12 protein-coding genes are annotated in these 15,311 nt (G+C 68.7%); 4 read left to right on the top strand and 8 right to left on the bottom strand.

Features of this window, described 5'->3' with window-relative positions:
• From HV742_RS08040 to HV742_RS08030, 3 genes are all read right to left on the bottom strand, one after another.
• A complete protein-coding gene (locus HV742_RS08040; RefSeq protein ID WP_175144772.1) occupies positions 1 to 474 on the bottom strand; it encodes an aromatic-ring-hydroxylating dioxygenase subunit beta in 474 nt (157 codons plus the stop codon).
• A 2-nt stretch (positions 475 to 476) separates the two neighbouring features.
• Entirely contained in the window at positions 477 to 1,712 is a 1,236-nt protein-coding gene (locus HV742_RS08035) for an aromatic ring-hydroxylating dioxygenase subunit alpha (protein WP_175144800.1), read from the bottom strand.
• A gap of 126 nt (positions 1,713 to 1,838) precedes the next feature.
• Positions 1,839 to 2,006, bottom strand: a complete 168-nt coding sequence (locus HV742_RS08030) for a hypothetical protein (protein ID WP_169536627.1) — start codon at positions 2,004 to 2,006, stop codon at positions 1,839 to 1,841.
• On the opposite strand from HV742_RS08030, the gene HV742_RS08025 reads away from it, so the two are divergent.
• A complete protein-coding gene (locus HV742_RS08025) occupies positions 2,005 to 2,907 on the top strand; it encodes a LysR family transcriptional regulator (RefSeq protein WP_175144771.1) in 903 nt (300 codons plus the stop codon). The genes HV742_RS08030 and HV742_RS08025 overlap by 2 nt on opposite strands.
• Positions 2,908 to 3,027: 120 nt before the next feature.
• Here HV742_RS08025 and HV742_RS08020 read toward each other — a convergent pair whose 3' ends face one another.
• The 3 genes from HV742_RS08020 to uvrA all read right to left on the bottom strand — a co-directional run bounded on the left by HV742_RS08020 (position 3,028) and on the right by uvrA (position 10,641).
• Entirely contained in the window at positions 3,028 to 3,660 is a 633-nt protein-coding gene (locus HV742_RS08020; protein WP_049071583.1) for an aminotransferase class IV family protein, read from the bottom strand.
• 76 nt (positions 3,661 to 3,736) lie between these two features.
• Positions 3,737 to 4,873, bottom strand: coding sequence for an aminodeoxychorismate synthase component I (locus tag HV742_RS08015; RefSeq protein WP_175144770.1), 1,137 nt, complete (start codon positions 4,871 to 4,873; stop codon positions 3,737 to 3,739).
• A gap of 8 nt (positions 4,874 to 4,881) precedes the next feature.
• Complete coding sequence (gene uvrA / locus HV742_RS08010) at positions 4,882 to 10,641, bottom strand: excinuclease ABC subunit UvrA (protein ID WP_068980783.1); 5,760 nt, start codon at positions 10,639 to 10,641, stop codon at positions 4,882 to 4,884.
• A 243-nt stretch (positions 10,642 to 10,884) separates the two neighbouring features.
• Here uvrA and HV742_RS08005 point away from each other — a divergent pair, with 243 nt between their 5' ends.
• The 3 genes from HV742_RS08005 to HV742_RS07995 are packed head-to-tail and all read left to right on the top strand — an operon-like array spanning position 10,885 to position 13,249.
• Entirely contained in the window at positions 10,885 to 11,664 is a 780-nt protein-coding gene (locus tag HV742_RS08005) for an IclR family transcriptional regulator (protein ID WP_068956164.1), read from the top strand.
• Between the two features lie 24 nt (positions 11,665 to 11,688).
• Positions 11,689 to 12,333: a bifunctional 4-hydroxy-2-oxoglutarate aldolase/2-dehydro-3-deoxy-phosphogluconate aldolase gene (locus tag HV742_RS08000; RefSeq protein ID WP_059269392.1), complete on the top strand. Its 645-nt coding sequence runs from the start codon at positions 11,689 to 11,691 to the stop codon at positions 12,331 to 12,333.
• Complete coding sequence (locus tag HV742_RS07995; RefSeq protein WP_054416486.1) at positions 12,326 to 13,249, top strand: sugar kinase; 924 nt, start codon at positions 12,326 to 12,328, stop codon at positions 13,247 to 13,249. Before HV742_RS08000 ends, HV742_RS07995 begins: the two co-directional genes overlap by 8 nt.
• A 241-nt stretch (positions 13,250 to 13,490) precedes the next feature.
• Here the strand turns inward: HV742_RS07995 and HV742_RS32445 are convergent, their stop codons facing one another.
• Together HV742_RS32445 and HV742_RS07990 are read right to left on the bottom strand one after the other, a co-directional pair.
• On the bottom strand, positions 13,491 to 13,619 hold the full coding sequence (locus HV742_RS32445; RefSeq protein WP_006226408.1) for a hypothetical protein: 129 nt from the start codon (positions 13,617 to 13,619) through the stop codon (positions 13,491 to 13,493).
• A 654-nt stretch (positions 13,620 to 14,273) separates the two neighbouring features.
• Complete coding sequence (locus HV742_RS07990; protein WP_054416487.1) at positions 14,274 to 15,239, bottom strand: LysR family transcriptional regulator; 966 nt, start codon at positions 15,237 to 15,239, stop codon at positions 14,274 to 14,276.
• Between the last annotated feature and the right edge of the window lie 72 nt (positions 15,240 to 15,311).

Raw genomic sequence — 15,311 nt, 5'->3', positions numbered from 1 at the left:
TCAGATGGGGTAGATCAGCGAATTCGGGATCAGCTCGCTGTCGAAGATGCACAGCCGCGACTCGAACTTCAGCCCGTCGGGCGTCTGCCGGATCACGTCCAGGTAGCGGCCGACGTTGTAGACCGTGGTCAGCTGGTTCGGCTTGGTGCGGAACACCGCGTAGTTGGCTTCCGATTCGATGCGGTCGCCCCGCACCGACAGCACGCGCGGCGCGCCGACCACGTGGCGCTGGTAGTAGGGGTCGTGGAAGATGGTGTCGGTGGCGCCGTAGATGCGGTCCTTGAGCATGCCACGGCTCTCGAACGACATGGTCGCCAGCGGATAGCCGCGCTCGTGGTTCTCGCGCGGCAGCACCTTGTAGACGCAGTCCTCCAGGAAGAACTCCGGCCATTGTTCCCACTGTTCGGCGTCGAGCGCGGCGGCGTAGTCGGCGTACAGCCGGGTCAACTGGTAGTAGAGGGGGAAGTCCAGCATGTTCACGCCTCCGCTTCCATCACGCGGCGCCAGTAGGCGTACATGCCGCGGATCAGGGTTTCGGTCACCATGTGGTCGGTGTTCTCGGCGGTCTTGCCGCCCAGTTCGGCCACGCTGCGGTGCCAGGGCTTCTGCGCGAAGCCGGATTGCGAGAACTCGATCACTTCGCCATCGTCCGCCGAGACGAAGCCGGCCGGGCCGAACAGGTTGGCCTGGCGCAGGCGGCGCTGTGTCATCTCGGGGGAGTCGTCGGCGAAGCCGAAGTGGGTCCAGACGAAGTCGAAGGCGTCGTGGCCGACCGGCTGGATGTGGCGCGTGGACAGCGAGTTGACCTGCTGCTGGATGATGACGCTGGGGAACAGCGTCATCAGCACGGCGGTGGGGCCGTTCCACCAGGGTTCCGGCACGATGTCGAGAAAGCGGTCGTCGTTCAGCGTCATCTGTTCCTTGAAGCTGGACACGCCGCTGGTGACGCTGCCCTTGCCGCCCTGGCCGCGGGTCGAGATCATGGCCGCGTGGCGGAAGTGGCGGTCCATCTTCAGTTCGGAGCGGTTGTCGGCGCGCCACAGGCCGAAGGTGACGAACCAGGTGTGCAGCAGGCCGGGGTGGTACGGGTCCTTGATGTTCTCCTGCATCAGCTTCCAGTTGCCCGGGATGCGCTGGCGGCTGTAGCCGTGGATGACCAGTTGGCGGCCGTCGAAGACGCGGTCGAAGTAGTGCAGGATGTCCGGGCCCAGGTAGTCTTCCAGCGGCTCGACGTCGTGATCGAACGAGGCGAACACCACGCCGTTGCGGCAGGCCACGGCCAGCTTGGTCAGGCCGTGCTCTTCCGGCTTGAAGTCGGGCGGCATGCCGCCGTTGACGCGGCCGTCCTGCTTGACGCCGCGGCGGAACGGCACGCCGATCAGGTTGCCCTGCAGGTCGTAGTTCCACTGGTGGTAGGGGCAGACGAACTCGCTGCGGTTGCCGGAACGTTCGCGGCAGAACTGCACGCCGCGATGGGCGCAGACGTTTTCCACCACGCGCACCTGGCCGTCGTTGTCGCGCAGCAGGATGACGGAGCGCTCGCCCACGGCGGTGCGCTTGAAGTCGCCGGGATTGGGGATTTCCGCTTCCAGGCCGACGTAGCTCCAGTGGCCGCGATAGAAAAATCGCTCCAGCTCGCGCTGGTGCAGGGCGGCGTCGGTGTAGACGCCGAAGGGAATGCGGTGGCTGCCGTCGCCCTGCCAGGGGGGCATGAACGACAGCGGCTGTTCGGGGGCGGCGCTGGCGGGGCAGGCAGAGTTCGCGCGGGCGCCGGGGATCGCGTCCGGCGCGGTATCCAGGGGAGCGTTCATCGGCGGCCTCCGGCGAGGCGGCCGCGCCTACAGGGCGTGACGGGGGGATGGCGCATGGTTGTCTCCTTCATCCATCGGAGCCGGCGCGACATGGGCGCAGGCGTTTGTTGCATCATCGGCCAGGGTATGAAATAAATAAATAGAATCTGGATGATGACAACAATCACCAAAATAAATATTGGTGGAGACAAGCATGAACCTGCAAGACATGGACCTGAACCTGCTGGTCGTGTTCAACGAGCTGTGCAAGCACGGCCGGGTGTCGGCGGTGGCGCAGAACCTGGGCATTTCGCAGCCGGGGGTCAGCAACGCGCTGGGGCGGCTGCGCAAGCTGCTGGGCGACGAGCTGTTCCTGCGTACCTCGCGCGGCATGGTGCCCACGCCCTATGCCGAGGCGCTGGCGCAGCCGATCGCCGAGGCGCTGGCGGCGCTGCACGGCACGCTCAACGCGCGCGCCAGCTTCGATCCGGCGCGCAGCGAGCGCGCCTTCGTCATCGGCGTCAACGACGTCGGCGAGACCTACTTCCTGCCGCGCCTGATGCGGGCGCTGGACGACGCCGCGCCCGGCGTCACCATCCGCACCGTGCGCACCACCTCGATCGATGTGAAGGACGAGATGGAGCGCGGCCGCATCGACCTGGCGATGGGCTTTTTGCCGGGCCTGAAACACGGCTTCTTCCAGCGCCGGCTGTTCCGCCAGCCCTATGTGTGCATCTTTCGCGAGGATCATCCGCTGGCGCGCACCGGCGTGTCGGCGCGGCAGTTCCGCGCCGCCGAGCATGTCGCCATCGTGTCCGAGGGCACCGGCCACGGGGTGGTGGACCAGGTGATCGAGCAGGCCGGCATCCGCCGGCGCCTGCGGCTGACGGTGCCGCACTTCATGGCGGTGGGGCCGGTGCTGCAGGCCACCGACATGATCGCGGTGGTGCCGCGGCGCTTCGCCGATTGCGCCTGCAAGCCTTTTGGCCTGGCCACCGCGCCCTGTCCGGTGAAGATCCCCGAGTCCGTCATCAACGTGTTCTGGCACGCCCGCAATCACCGCGAGGCGGCCAACCAGTGGCTGCGGCAGGTGGTGGTGGAGCAGTTCGCGGATTAGGGCGGCGCGCGGCGACGGTTCGGCCGGCCAGGCTCCCGGGCGCTGGTCTGGCGGCGTGGCGCGTCATCGCGTGGCAGGGCCGCCGGTCCGGCCATCGGCGTCGTCCCGGGGCGGGCGGGATCAGGTTTCGCGCAGGGTGACCGTGAACCAGCCGCGCAGGGCGTTGGACAGCCGGATTTCGTCGGCCGCGTGCAGGTCGGCCAGGGTCAGCACGCGTTCGCTGACGTTGCCGGTGTCCAGCAGTTCGGCGCGCTGCACGCCGGGCAGGCAGCCGCTGTCGACCGGCGGCGTGTACCAGTCGCCATCCAGGCGCAGGTAGACGTTGCTGCGGCTGCCTTCGCACAGCTCGCCGCGTTCGTTCAGGTAGACCAGGTCGAAGATGTGCGGATGGGCCGGCAGCCACTCGATGGTCTTGGTGTACCAGGGCCGATAGGTGGTCTTGTAGCGCAGCAGCGGCTCGGACGAGCGCAGCGCCTCGGGCGCCAGCATGATTTCCTGCACCGCCGGCAACGGTGGCAGCATGGCGGTCTGGATGTGGCGGCTGCCGTCGCGCGCCACCAACAGGCGCAAGCGGTGCGCGCCGGGGGTGTTCAGGCTGAGCGAAGCGATCATGATGTCGCTTTGCACCGCGTTGCCGCCCCAGGTGTAGCCCAGCGCCTTGCAGGAATGCTCCAGGCGATGCAGGTGGCGCGCCAGCAGGGGCACGCGGCGCTCGGCATCGACCAGGATGGTCTCGATCAGTTCGGGTTGCATGCGGGCTCCTGGTAAACGGCGGGCGAAGGAGGGCGGGGCCGGGATCTATCCTACCCCGCGGACGCGGATTGCGCACTCAGGCGCGCAGGATGCGGGCCTTCCAGTGGCATTCCTGCCATTCCTCGGCCGGATCGGAGTCGTGCACGATGCCGCCGCCGACGCTGTAGACGCCATGGCCGGCCGCGTCCAGCACCAGCGTGCGGATCGCGACGTTGAGCGAGAAGTCGCCGTCCGGCGCCAGCCAGCCGATGCTGCCGCAATACAGGCCGCGCGGCGCGGCCTCCATTTGCCGGATGCGGCGCATGGCGGCGACCTTGGGCGCGCCGGTGATGGAGCCGCACGGGAACAGCGCGCGCAGCACGTCCTCGAGCGTGGCGTGCGGCGCCTGCGCCGACACGGTCGAGGTCATAGTCCAGACCGTGGGATAGCGTTCCAGCGAGAACAGCGCCTCGACCTTGACCGAGCCGGGCTCGGCCAGCCGGCCCAGGTCGTTGCGCAGCAGGTCGACGATCATCAGGTTCTCGGCGCGGTTCTTGTCGCTGACCAGCAGCGCCTGGCCCAGGCGCTGGTCCTCGGCCGGATCGGGGTGGCGCGGCGCGGTGCCCTTCATCGGCCGGGTGGTCAGTCGCGCGCCGCGGCGGGTCACGAACAGCTCTGGCGAGAACGACAGCACCGTGCGCGCGCCGTCCTCGATATAGGCGCCGTGCGCCACCGGATTGCGCGCGGCGATGCGGCGATACAGCGTGGCCGCGTCGCCCTGGTATTGCACGTCGAGCGGCTGGGTGTAGTTGACCTGGTACAGCTCGCCGGCGCCGATCAGCGCGCGGATGGCCTCGATCTGGCGCGTGTAGCCGGCCTCGGTCATGCGCGGCGCGGGAATGCTGAGGGCGGCCGGGGGGCTGTCGGCCGCTGGCGCGTCCCACGGGGCTTCGTCGATCTTGCGTTCGAATACCAGGGCCGTCAGGCGCGCCCGGCCGTCGTCGCGCGGCGGCGTCCAGGGACCGGCGGGCGCGGGCCGGGTGGCTTCGGGCAGCAGCCATTCGCCCAGTTCGTAGTCCAGCAGCAGCGCGACCCAATGTCCGCGCCGGCGTGCCGCGTCGATGGCGGCCAGCGCGGGGCCGACCTCGGCCGCCGCGCGCGCCTCGATGCGGGCCAGGAAGCCGTCCAGCCGCAGGGCGCGGCCGGCCAGCCGGTCTTCAAAACGACAATGCATGACGCTCTTTATTGTTGTGCCAGAAACTCCGTCAGCACCCGGCCCGTGTGGGAGTGGTCGCGCAAGGTCATGACGTGTTCCGGCGACCCCTGCGCCACCAGCTTGCCGCCGCCGGTGCCGCCCTCGGGGCCCAGGTCCAGCAGCCAGTCGGCCTCGGCGATGACGTCGAGATTATGCTCGATCACCACCACCGTGTTGCCGGCTTCCACCAGGCGGTGCAGCACGTGGATCAGCTTTTCCACGTCGGCCATCGACAGGCCCACGGTCGGCTCGTCCAGCACGTACAACGTGTGCGGGATGCGCGAGGCGCGGCCGGTCTTGATCAGGCCGTCGGTCAGGCGGGCCTTGGACAGCTCGGTCACCAGCTTGATGCGCTGCGCCTCGCCGCCGGACAGCGTCGGCGACGGCTGGCCCAGCGTCAGGTAGCCCAGGCCGACGTCCTGCATCAGCTGCAGCGGGCGATGGATCTTGGGATGCGCGGCGAAGTATTCGATCGCGTCATCGACTTCCATGGCCAGCAGTTCGCCGGCGTTCTTGCCGCGCATCTGCACGCTCAGCGTGTCGCTGTTGAAGCGCGCGCCGTTGCAGGCGTCGCACGGCACCTTGACGTCGGGCAGGAAGTTCATTTCGATGGTGCGCATGCCCTGGCCTTCGCAGATCGGGCAGCGGCCGTCGCCGGTATTGAACGAGAAGCGCGCCGAGGTCCAGCCGCGCATGCGCGCTTCGCGCGTGTCGGCGAACTGCTTGCGCACGTCGTCCCAGAAACCGACGTAGGTGGCCGGGCACGAGCGCGGCGTCTTGCCGATCGGGGTCTGGTCCACTTCCAGCACGCGGTCGATCGCTTCCCAGCCCTTGATGCTTTCGCAGCCGGCCCAGCCGGGCGCCTTGCCCTGCGAGACGGCCTGCATCAGGTTGTCCAGCAGCACTTCGCGCGCCAGGGTCGATTTGCCGGAACCGGACACGCCAGTGACCACGCTCAGGCGGCCGACCGGGATCTTGGCGTCGACGCTGCGCAGGTTGTGCAGGCGCGCGCCCTTGATCTCGATCATGGGGGTGTCGGCCTCGACCGGGCGGCGGCCCTGCAGCGGGTGCTGCAAGGGCTTGGCCAGGTAGCGGCCGGTGACGGATTCGGGCGCGTCGATCAGGTCCTGCGCGCTGCCCTGCGCCACCACGCGGCCGCCGCGGATGCCGGCGCCGGGGCCGATGTCGATGATGTGCGAGGCGCGGCGGATGGTGTCGTCGTCATGCTCGACCACCACCAGCGTGTTGCCGTTGCCTTCCAGGCGCGCCAGCGCGTCCAGCAGGATGCGGTTGTCGCGCGGGTGCAGGCCGATGGTGGGCTCGTCCAGCACGTAGCAGACGCCCTGCAGGTTCGAACCCAGCTGCGCCGCCAGCCGGATGCGCTGCGCCTCGCCGCCCGACAGGGTGGGCGCGGCGCGGTCCAGCGCCAGGTAGTTCAGGCCGACTTCCTGCATGAAGTTCAGGCGTCCGCGGATCTCGGTGAGGATGTCGCGGGCGATCTCGCCTTCGCGGCCGCGCGCCACCAACCCGGTGAAGAAGGTGTGCGCGTCCGACACCGGCAGCGAGGCCAGCTCGGCGATCGACTTGTCACGCCAGCGCACGGCGCGCGCGACCCGGTTCAGGCGCTGGCCGTCGCACTGTGTGCAGACCTTGGCCTCGCCTTCGTACCAGGCGTTCCAGGCGGTCTCCTCGCCGGTCTGCTCTTCGTCGAAGCCCTGCAGTTGCAGGCCGGTGCCGAAGCAGCCGGTGCACCAGCCATGCTTGGAGTTGTACGAGAACAGGCGCGGGTCGGGCTCGGGGAAGCTGGTGCCGCACGAGGGGCAGGCGCGCTTGACCGAGAAATGCTGCTGCTGCAGTTCGCTGTTCAGCGCCTCGTGCAGCTTGTCCACCGGCCACACCACCGACATCACGCCCTGGCCGTTTTCCAGCGCGCTCTTGACCGCGGCGCGCAGGTCAGCCTCGTTGGCCGGGTCGACCACCACGTCGGCCACCGGCAGTTCGATGGTGTGTTCCTTGTAGCGGTCCAGGCGCGGCCACGGCGCCACCGGGATGAATTCGCCGTCGACCCGCAGGTGCGTGTGGCCCTTGGAGCCGGCCCACTTGGCCAGGTCGGTGTAGTAGCCCTTGCGCGCGGTGACCAGCGGCGCCAGCAGGCCGATGTGCTCGCCCTTGCGCTCGCGCAGCAGGCGCGCCACGATCTGGTCGGTGTTCTGCGGCTCCACCGCGACGTTGCAGTCCGGGCAGTATTGCGTGCCCAGCTTCACGTACAGCAGCCGCAGGAAGTGGTGGATCTCGGTCATCGTGGCCACGGTCGACTTGCGGCCGCCGCGGCTGGTGCGCTGTTCGATGGCCACGGTCGGCGGGATGCCGAAGATGGCGTCCACATCCGGCTTGCCGGCCGGCTGCACGATGGCGCGGGCGTAGGCGTTGAGCGATTCGAGATAGCGGCGCTGGCCTTCGTTGAACAGGATGTCGAAGGCCAGGGTCGACTTGCCCGAGCCGGACACGCCGGTGATCACGGTGAACTTGTCGCGCGGGATCTCGACGCTGACGTTCTTCAGATTGTGCTCGCGCGCATTGCGGATCTCGATCGCCATGTTGTCCTGGCGGCGCTTGCGCATGACCGATTGCAGCGGCGTGCCTTCGCCGGCGCCATAGGCGGCGGTCGGCTCGGCGATGCGGGCCGTCAGGCCGGCCTGCTCGGCTTCCTGCGCGTCGATGTCGCTGCTGACCACCACGTCGGCCGGCAGGATGCTGACCTCGTAGTCGCGCAGCGCCGCGCCGGTGTGCGAGGCGGGGTTGGCCATCAGGTCCTGCGGCGTGCCGACGCCGATCACCAGGCCGCCGGCGTCGCCGCCTTCGGGGCCCAGGTCGATCAGCCAGTCGGCCGCGCGGATCACGTCCAGGTTGTGTTCGATGACCAGCAGCGTGTGGCCCGCGGCCAGCAGCTTGCGGAAGGCGCGCATCAGGCGCGCGACGTCATCGAAGTGCAGGCCGGTGGTGGGTTCGTCGAACAGGAACAGGCTGCCCTTCTTGGCGACCTTGGCGGTGGAGATGCCGCTGCGCGCGGCTTCGGCCAGGTGGCCGGCCAGCTTCAGGCGCTGCGCCTCGCCGCCCGACAGCGTCGGCACCGGCTGGCCCAGCCGCACGTATTCCAGGCCGACGTCGGCCAGCGGCGCCAGACCCGTCTGCACGTCGCGCAGGCCCTTGAAGAACTCCAGCGCCTCGCTCACGGTCATTTCCAGCACCTCGTCGATCGAGGCGCTCTTGCCCAGGTGCTCGACGCGCACTTCCAGCACTTCCGGGCGGAAGCGCTTGCCGTCGCAATCGGGGCAGCGCAGGTAAACGTCGGACAGGAACTGCATCTCGACGTGCTCGAAGCCGGTGCCGCCGCAGGTCGGGCAACGGCCGTCGCCGCCGTTGAAGCTGAAGGTGCCGGCGGTGTAGGCGCGTTCCCGCGCCAGCGGCGCCTGCGCGAACAGCTTGCGGATCGCGTCGAACGCGCCCACATAGCTGGCCGGGTTGGAACGCGCGGTCTTGCCGATGGGGGTCTGGTCGACCATGACGACGTCGGCGATCTGCTCGGCGCCCAGCAGGCGCTCGAAGGCGCCCGGCGCTTCCGACGGCTTGCCCTTCTGCTTGAGCAGGGCGGGGAACAGCACGTCCTGCACCAGCGTCGACTTGCCCGAGCCGGACACGCCGGTCACGCACACCAGGCGGCCCAGCGGCAGTTCGACCGAGACATTCTTGAGGTTGTGGGCGCTGACGCCTTCGAGCAGCAGGCGCGGCGTGTTGGCCGCCACCGGCATGGGGCGCGGCGCTTCGACGCGCTGGCGTCCGCCGAGATAGTCGCCGGTCAGCGTGCGGGCCGCGCGCAGCTGCGCCGGCGTGCCGTCGAACACGATCTGGCCGCCGCGTTCGCCGGGGCCGGGGCCGATGTCGATGATGCGGTCGGCGGCCACCATGACCTGCGGGTCGTGCTCCACCACCACCAGCGTGTTGCCGGCGTTGCGCAGCCGGTGCATGACTTCGACCACGCGGTGCATGTCGCGCGGGTGCAGGCCGATGGACGGCTCGTCCAGCACGAACAGCGTGTTCACCAGCGAGGTGCCGAGCGCCGTGGTCAGATTGATGCGCTGCACTTCGCCGCCGGACAGCGTGCGGCTCTGGCGGTCCAGCGTCAGGTAGCCCAGGCCGACGTCGCACAGGAACTTCAGGCGCGCGCGCACCTCCGTCATGAGCAGGTCGGTGGCGGCGTCCAGCGCGCCTTCGAACGACAGCTGGTCGAAGAACGCGCGAACCCGTTCGATCGGCAGCAGCATGACGTCATGGATCGACAGGCCGTCCAGGTTGTCGAGCTGCGCGCGGCTCCAGTTGGCGCCGACCGGCATGAAGCGCTTGTAGCGGCCGTCTTCCGGCGGCAGCACGCTGTCGGCCTCGGCCTTGGTGCCCAGGCGCCACAGCAGCGCATCGGGCTTGAGGCGCGCGCCGTTGCAGGTGGGGCAGGGCGTGTAGCTGCGGTACTTGGACAGCAGCACGCGCACGTGCATCTTGTACGACTTGGTCTCGAGCCAATCGAAGAAACGCTGCACGCCGTACCACTGGTGCTTCCAGGCGTCATTGCCGCCCTTCCAGTCGGGCGTGCCGTACAGCACCCAGCGCTTGTGCTCCTCGCTCATGCTCTTCCACGGCACGCCCAGCGGGATGCCGGCGCGCGGCGCGTACTTCTGCAGATCGTCCTGGCATTCCTTGTACGAGGGCGTGGTCCAGGGCTTGATGGCGCCTTCCAGCAGGGTCTTGTTCTCGTCCGGGATGACCAGGCCGAAGTCGATGCCGATCACGCGGCCGAAGCCGCGGCAGGCCTCGCAGGCGCCCAGCGGCGAGTTGAACGAGAAGCTGCTGGGCAGCGGGTCGGTGTATTCGATGTTGCAGTCGGCGCAGTGCAGGCGGTCGCTGTACTTCCAGGTGTGCGCGTCGGCGCCCTCGGCGTCCATGACGTACACGGCCAGGTGGCCGGCGCCCATGCGCAATGCCGTATCCAGTGCTTCCATTACGCGTTCGCGTTCGGTGCCGGCGAAGCGGAAGCGATCCTGGATCACGTGCAGGATGCGGCGTTCCTCGGTGGCGGCCTTGGCCTTGCCCTTTTCCTTCTTGGCGCCCTTGGCCGGCGCGGTGGCATTCGGCACGGCGGTTTCCTCGGCGTGCACGCGGGTGTAGCCCTGCTGCTCGAGGAAGCCGCGCACTTCGTCTTCGGTGAAGTTGGCCGGCACGGCGATGGGGAAGGTCACCACCAGGCGCGGATCGCCGGCCGCGGCCGAGCGCTCGGCCAGCGAGCGGTAGATCGATTCGGGGGTGTCACGCTGCACCACCTTGCCACAGCCACGGCAGTGCAGGCGCGCGCCGCGCGCGAACAGCAGCTTGATGTGGTCATTGAGTTCGGTCATCGTGCCGACCGTGCTGCGCGAACTGCGCACCGGATTGGTCTGGTCGATGGCGATGGCCGGCAGGATGCCCTCGATGCGGTCCACCTGCGGCTTGTCCATGCGGTCCAGGAACTGGCGCGCGTAGGGCGAGAAGGTTTCCACGTAGCGGCGCTGGCCCTCGGCGTAGAGGGTGTCGAAGGCCAGCGAACTCTTGCCGGACCCCGACACGCCGGTCACGACCACCAGTTCGCCGGTGGCGATGGTCAGGTCCAGGTTCTTGAGATTGTTCTGGCGGGCGCCAACGATGCGGATTTGGGAGCTCATGGACGGTATCGTAGCCTGAGGGAGGGGGCGGCTCCGGACGACGGCCAATGGCTGGTTCCGGGCGCGGCGATATGGAATAATTGCCTATATCGTGAGGCATGTGTCCACAATGTGGTCAAGCATGCGCGACGAAGCTGTACAAATAAACAGTATCGCAGATTCGTCTGAAATTAGCGCGGTTTGCCGAGTGCTTTCCGCCGGCGCGTTGTTAACGCAGCGCATCTACCCGAGGTGGGGGCGGTTGTGTCGGAATCCAAGGTGGCGGGCGCGGCCGCGTTCGCCAAGTTCATGACGGTGTTGCAGGCGGTGGCCGACGCGCCCCGGCCGCCCACGGCGGCGGCGCTGGCGCGCAGCAGCGGCTATCCGCGGCCGACCGTCTACCGCATCGTGGCGGCGCTGGCCGAGCAGGGCATGGTGGCCGAAGCCGACGGCGCCTATCGCCTCGGACCGCGCCTCCTGGCCCTGGCCAGCCGCGCCTGGTCGCAGTTCGACCTGCGCGCCGCGCTGGCGGCCGACCTGCAGGCGCTGCGCGACGCCACCGGCGAGACCGTGCACCTGGCGGTGCCGGCCGGCGCCGAAATGATCTATATCGACAAGCTTGAAAGCCCCGGCCCGGTGCGCATGGCCTCGCGCGTGGGCGCGGCGGTGGCGCTGCATTCGAGCGCGGTCGGCAAGGCCTACCTGGCCGCGCTGGGCGAGCCGGCGCGCGAACACCTGCTGCGCGACCTGCCGCTGGAATCGCGCATGCCCGGCACCGTGGCGAGCCTGCCCGCGCTGCGCGCGGCGCTGGCCGAGACGGCGGCGCGCGGCTATGCGCTGGACAACGAGGAAAACGAGCCCGGCATCGTCTGCTACGGCGTGGCGCTGCGCGATGCCGGCGGCCGGCCGGTCGCATGCGTCAGCGTCAGCACGCTGATGTTCCGGCGCAGCGACGATCCGCAATCGGCCTATATCGAACCCCTGCTGCGGCTGCGCGATGCGGCCGCCGCCAAACTCGCCGTGCTGCCATCCGGCGGCGCCTGAACGATCCATCCCGAAAGGAATGCCATGACCGCTGCTCCCCGTGCCTCGAAACTCGACGCCTTGCTCGCCGCCCGGGTCGTGCCCGTGCTGCGCTACCAGGATGCCGCCACCGCGGCCTACGCCGCCGAGGTGGCCGTGGCCGCCGGCTGCACCACGCTGGAACTGACCTGGACCATTCCGGGCGTGACCGACCTGGTGCGCGCGCTGCGCGACAAGCACGGCCCCGCGCTGCTGCTGGGCGTGGGCACGGTGCTGGATGAAACCCAGGCGCGCGAGGCCCTGGTGGCCGGCGCCGACTTCCTGGTGTCGCCGGCACTGGCCACCGAAATCGTCGACCTGGCGCATGCCGCCGACGCCCTCTGCCTGCTGGGCGCCTTCACGCCCACCGAGGTGCTGGCCGCGCGCCGCGCTGGCGTCGATGTAGTCAAGGTGTTCCCGGCCGACACCGGCGGCCCCAAGCATCTGGCGGCGCTCAATTCGGTGTATCCGGACACGGTGTTCTGCCCCACCGGCGGCGTCACCGCCGAGAACATGGCCGCGTATTTCGCCGCCGGCGCGGGCCTGGTCGGCATCGGCAGCAACCTCTATGACAAGGCCGCCTTCGCCGCGCGCGACACGGCCGCCCTGGTGGCGCAGATCACCCGCACCCGCGAGGCCGCCCATGGCTGATTTCGATATCGTCGCGCTAGGCGAACCGCTGGTCGAACTGAACCAGACCAGCCAGGACCAGCGCCAATACCTGCAAGGCTTTGGCGGCGACACCTCCAACGCCGTCATCGCCGCCGCCCGCCAGGGCGCGCGCTGCGCCTACCTGACGCGCGTCGGCGATGACGCCTTCGGCGCGCAGTTCCTGGCCTTGTGGCGCGACGAGGGTGTGGACACCTCGGGCGTCGAGGTCGATGCCGCTGCGCACACCGGCCTGTACTTCGTGCAGCACGGCCCCGACGGCCACGCCTTCAGTTACCTGCGCCGCGGCTCGGCCGCCAGCCTGATGACGCCCGCCAGCCTCGACGGCGGCCTGATCGAACGCGCCCGCTTCCTGCACGTCTCCGGCATCAGCCTGGCGATCAGCACCAGCGCCTGCGACACGGTCTTCGCCGCCATCGCCCGCGCCCGCGCGGCCGGCGTGCAGGTCAGCCTGGACTCGAACCTGCGGCTGCGCCTGTGGCCGCTGGACCGCGCCCGCGCCGTGCTGCGCGAAGCGCTGTGCCACGCCGACCTGTTCCTGCCGAGCATGGACGACATGCAGCACCTGACCGGCAACGACGACCCCGAACGCACGCTCGACTGGATCCGCGACGCCGGCGCCACCGGCGTGGTGGTGCTGAAGCTGGGCAAGGACGGCTCCATCATCGACGACGGCAAGACCCGCACCCCGGTCGCGGCCCTGCGCGTGGACGCGGTCGACGCCACCGGCGCCGGCGACTGCTTCGCCGGCAGCCTGCTGGCGCGCCGCTGCCAGGGCGACGACTGGGCCGACGCGGTGCGCTATGCCAACGTGGCGGCGGCGCTGTCGACGCTGGGCTATGGCGCGGTCGACCCGTTGCCCCGCGCCGAGCAGGTGCTGGCGAAGCTGCGGGGTTGAGGCCTGGGGCTGAAGGGGGGGCGCCAACGAGTGGGGCCGGCACCCACCGCCGGCGCCATGGGCGACCCGTCGACAATGACCTGCCGGCAACGCGCGGGTCGCCCTCCCGACAGCCTCTCCGGGCCGTTTGTCTAGCGCTGGCGTGCCCCGCCGCCCAAACAAAAATCCCCGCCGGTTCGCACCAGCGGGGATTTTTTTGATCGGGCCGCATGCCAGGAACCTGGCGCGGCGGGCGGGTCATTTAGACGCGCTTGATCTTTTCCAGCATCTTGAACACACCCTTGGGCGACTTGACGAACAAGCGCTTGAAGGCCTTGCCCAAGCAACGGCGTTCCAGGGTGTTGCGACGCACGCGTTTGCGTTCAGCCATGTTGATTCTCCTGTTGAATTTGCGGAAATCGAATTAGCGGGGCGAAGCCGCCTTCAAGCTTGGCTTGCGGGTGTCTTCGACCCGGCCGCACAACCGGAAACTGGGCTGGCGGGGAAATTGGGTAACTCGGCATTCTAGCCTGAAAGTGGCGAGGGCGCCAATTTGGGGGGCTTGCCTGGAGAGCCGGGAGCGTCAAAAAATAGGGACGCATTTGGCTTGGTAAGCCCCCTTTCGGTCCGCTCCGTGTGCAGGACATGCATCGACAGGCCAGCTGATTGGCCCCTTCGCACACGCGAGAGCGCCATCATCCCGACGCAAGACACCGCGTAAGCCTCAAAAGGCCGCCCGCGCGGCCGGTTTGAGGCGGACCCCGCAAGATCCTCCGCTCCACTCCTGATAGTCGCCAGCACGCCAAGCAAGCCGAACGCCCCAACGCCCGAGGCTAAGTCTCATCGTGAGCGCGTGGCGGGATCGGCGGGGATGGCGGGGCGTGTAGATGCGCCCGACGGAATCTGAAGGGAAGGCCGAAGGCCTGGACGAAGATGAGGAAGGGGCAGTCCGGAGCGAAGGCTCCGGACCGCAATCGTAGCCCCGCCATCCCCGCCGATCCCGCCACGCGCGGCTCAAGAACCCCGCATCGCCCAAAAACAAAGACTACTCAGCCGGCCCCAACTTAGGCCGAATGAAATCCATGAACGCCCGCGTCTTGGCCGGCTGAATACTCGACGGATACACCACGTAGATCGAAATCGGATCCACCGACCAGCCTGGCAACACCCTTCGCAACGAATTGCGCTTGATGATCGGATCCAGCGCTTGGCAATGCGGCATCCGCGTGATCGCCAGGTCCAGCCCCGCCAGCGTCCCCGCGATACTCATGTTGTTCGCCGCCAGATGCCCGCTCACCGGCACCTGCTCGCTCACCCGCCCATTGTGCAGCGTCCAATGCGAATGCGCGTCATCGATCGTCGTGCGCAGGCATTGGTGCCGCGTCAGGTCCGACGGCGTCTTCGGTTCGCCGAAGCGTTCCAGATAGCGGTCCGAGGCATAAAGATAGTTGTCCAGCGACACCAGCTCCTGCACCACCGCGCCATCGCTGCGCGGCACCGGCGCGCCGCCATTGCCGTTGCCATTGTCGATGCTGGCAACCGGATAGTCGCTGTTGCGGCCGAATCGCAGCACGATGTCGAACGGCGTGCCCTGGGCGTCCGACGCCGTCATCATGCTCAGGTCGAACTCGCATTCCACCTCCGGATAGCGATCCGTGAAATCGTTGATCGTCTCCGGCAGCAGCCAGATCGCCAGGCTGTAGGGCATCGACACCCGCAGATTGCCCGACGGGCCGCCCGACAGCGCCTGCAGCTGTTCGTGCGCCAGGCGCGCCTCGTCGATCAGGCCCTGGCAGCGGCTCATGTAGGCCGCGCCGGCCTCGGTCAGGTCCAGGCGCCGGGTGTTGCGGTTGATCAGGCGCAGCCCGATCGCCCGTTCCAGCTCGTTGATACGGCGTGACAGCGTCGAGGTGGGCATGTTCAGGGCCCGGGCGGCCAGGCTGAAGCTCTTGCGCTTGGCAACCTCTACGAACAAGGCGATGTCATTGAGCTGGACGGTCGAAGCTTCCATAGGCATTCCGGTTTGGGCCGCCCGAGTTTACGCCACTCCGGCCAGTCACCCAATGACCAGGACCGCCGCCTA

Origin of the sequence: Achromobacter ruhlandii, from assembly GCF_902859695.1 — a bacterium.
Lineage (GTDB): Bacteria > Pseudomonadota > Gammaproteobacteria > Burkholderiales > Burkholderiaceae_B > Achromobacter > Achromobacter ruhlandii.
This window is presented reverse-complemented; position numbering and strand designations above follow the sequence as displayed.